Source organism: Evtepia sp., from assembly GCF_056797215.1.
Map to the genome: position 1 here is coordinate 1 of NZ_JBQILM010000067.1, position 2,774 is coordinate 2,774.

Consider the following 2,774-nt stretch of genomic DNA (forward strand, 5'->3'; position numbering starts at 1 on the left):
CCCCGGCAGCGAGAGGAGGTCCTGGGGGCGGCCCGGGCGGTGGCGGCCATGTTGGAGCGGCTGCCCAGCCTGCCCAAAACGGGGCCGGTGCTGGTGGCGGGATTGGGAAACCGCCGGGTGACCCCCGACGCCATCGGCCCCAAGGCCACCGACGCCCTGCTGGTGACCCGGCACCTGGTCCGCTCCCTCCCGGCACAGTTTTCCGCCCTGCGTCCGGTGTCGGCCCTGGCGGCAGGGGTCACGGGCACCACGGGGATGGAGAGCGGGGAGTTGATCCACGCGGTGGTGGAGCAGTTGGAGCCCTGCTGCCTCATCGCCGTGGACGCCCTGGCCGCCCGGCGGCAGGAGCGGGTGTGCCGGACGGTACAGGTGTCGGACACCGGCATTGTCCCCGGCTCCGGGGTGGGCAACGCCCGGATGGCCCTGGACGAGGACAGCTTGGGGATTCCGGTGATTGCCGTGGGCATCCCCACGGTGGTGGACGCCGCCACCCTCTGCCTGGACCTGTTGGAGGAGGCGGGGGAACGGGACTTCGACCCGGGCATCCTCCGCCAGGAGGGGGCGGAGTGGTTCGTCACCCCCCGGAACGTGGACAGCGAGGTGGATATCCTGGCCCGTATGCTGGGGCTGGGGATCAGCACCGCGCTGCATGAGGCGTTGTCGGTGGAGGAAGTGGAGGCGTGGACGTCGTGAGGGCGAGGAGGGGCCTGGCTTGACGGAAAGCACAGCAAATGGTACACTACAAGACAAGAATCGACCAAAAAATGGGGCCGTTGCTGTGCATTACATTGGAACATTAAATCGGGAGCTCTATCGCTGCGTAACCCAGGACATCACCACCGATGAAGTTATTATTACCGATGAGCGGATACAACATATTAAGGAACGCCACCCAGGGGACTATGAGCGATACTTTGGCTACTTGAAAGAAATCGTGGAAGACCCAGATTATATCCTGGCGGCAAACAAGGCAAGGTCTGCGTTGCTGCTGAAAACCTTTGCGGATAACGGGAAAAATTATAAAGTAATCCTGAGGATAAAAACATCTGTTGATACAGAAGGATACAAAAACTCCATCATCTCCTTTCAAAAAGTGGATGACAGAAGGTATCGCCGATATACAAGGTCAGAAAAAGTGCTTTACAAGCGTGAATGATCGTATTATAATAAACATAGAATAAAGGCGGTTATTTGAGGTGGAAAATTTCGTGGCCGTCCACACGCCGCTGGCTTGACAGGAGCAATCCGAGAGATGCAGGAGAATGCCACGCCTGCCAAATAACCAACTTTTTGTGAGAGATACTTGACGGACTGTCTTGTCCCGCACCAGGAAATGCGGGAAGCGGCACAGCCACCAAGTATCTCTCTGTTTTTCATCGCACACAGACCATAGGCAAAAGCACCGCGTGGCTGCGCGGTGCTTTTTTCATGAACAAATGTCGGAAAAATGTTATCGAAACGTATACTTTTTGATAGTTGTTTATTCGTGGGCATTGTATCATGAAAGCCATCCCATTTCAAGGCCTTTTTGGTCTTTTTTCACAGATAAAACCAGCCAGAAGGTTTTATCCCGAAAAACGGAATATTCTATCAAAAAGTATACATTTTGATAAATCCAGGTAATTTTGCAGCAGGCAGGTGACACAAAATGTCAGGGCATTCCCGGAAAAAATTGGAGCTGACAGGCCAGCGTTATGGCCAGCTTACCGTCCTGGCCCCGGCGGAAAATATTGGCACGCGCACCGCCTGGCTGTGCCGCTGCGACTGCGGAAAGGAAACCGTCATCCGCACCAACCGCCTGCGCAGCGGCCACACCACCAGCTGCGGCTGCCAGGGCTCCGGCGTGGGCCTCACCGCCCTGACTTACGTGGACGGCACCTGCGTGGAGATGCTCCGGGCCAAAACGGTGCGGAAAAACAACACCAGCGGCGTGCCCGGCGTGGACTGGTGGGCTGCCAAGCAGCGTTGGCGGGCGTCCATCTGCTTCAAGGGCAAGCGGTACTATCTGGGCAGCTATGCCCGCTTCGAGGATGCTGTCCAGGCCCGCAAGCGCGGGGAGGAACGCTTCCACGATGAATTTCTCCGTGAATTTGCCCAGACCTCCCCAGGGGCAGGCCCAGGCTGATTCAAATATAATATAAGGAAGGGAGGGAGCATGATGAACTGTGCGGACCCGCCCTGGGGGCACCCCGCCGCGCGAAGCGCCGAGGGCGGCGGGGAGACGGTACCACGGCGCAGGGCAAACCATTGGAAACGATGGGACGCAAAACCAGAGGCTGAGACGCCGGGGCACCCCCCGACGCGTGATGCTCGTTCGGTTGCAATTCGGCAAACCGCTGGAAACAGTGGGACGGCAAAGCAAGGGGCCTAAGGCGCAGTTGCGCTATGGCAGCCCAGCTATCGGATTCCTTTGCGTCCGGTTTAGCAAAGAAAGGATATATCATGAAATTCAAAAATTTAGCAAGAAAAGGCTGTGCGGTCTTTCTTGCGCTGGCCCTATGTATGAGCCTTGTCCAGGTCCCCGCGTTCGCGGCGGAGCTGGAGGGCGGCGAGACCCCGTCGGTCTCCGAGCCCGCTGCACCTGAGGCCAACGAGACCACCAGCCCCGTTGACAAGGCGCCTGCTGACAACGGCGAGGCTTCCGCACCGGAAGCCCCCAAGCAGGACGCCACGGAAGAAAAAGAAGAAACCACCCCGGTAGAGACCCCCGAGGAGGAGACCAACGAGGAAACCAACAGCGAGGAACCCAACGACGAGGACGCTACCGACAACGA

At 58.4% G+C, this 2,774-nt stretch carries 3 protein-coding genes, 1 pseudogene and 1 riboswitch; all 4 genes and pseudogenes read left to right on the plus strand.

Translation table 11 applies throughout. The annotated features are described in order from the left end of the window. A partial coding sequence (gene gpr / locus ACTOZL_RS10115; RefSeq protein ID WP_482478269.1) for a GPR endopeptidase occupies window positions 1-693 on the plus strand: 693 nt, incomplete at its 5' end. Window positions 694-712: 19 nt separating this feature from the next. Further along, complete coding sequence (locus ACTOZL_RS10120) at window positions 713-1,156, plus strand: PBECR2 nuclease fold domain-containing protein (protein ID WP_482478270.1); 444 nt, start codon at window positions 713-715, stop codon at window positions 1,154-1,156. Between the two features lie 492 nt (window positions 1,157-1,648). Then, on the plus strand, window positions 1,649-2,125 hold the full coding sequence (locus ACTOZL_RS10125) for a hypothetical protein (RefSeq protein WP_482478271.1): 477 nt from the start codon (window positions 1,649-1,651) through the stop codon (window positions 2,123-2,125). A 192-nt stretch (window positions 2,126-2,317) separates the two neighbouring features. Further along, a riboswitch (cyclic di-GMP riboswitch) is annotated at window positions 2,318-2,405 on the plus strand. A gap of 97 nt (window positions 2,406-2,502) precedes the next feature. Next, a pseudogene (locus ACTOZL_RS10130) lies at window positions 2,503-2,774 on the plus strand (hypothetical protein); the annotation flags it as partial.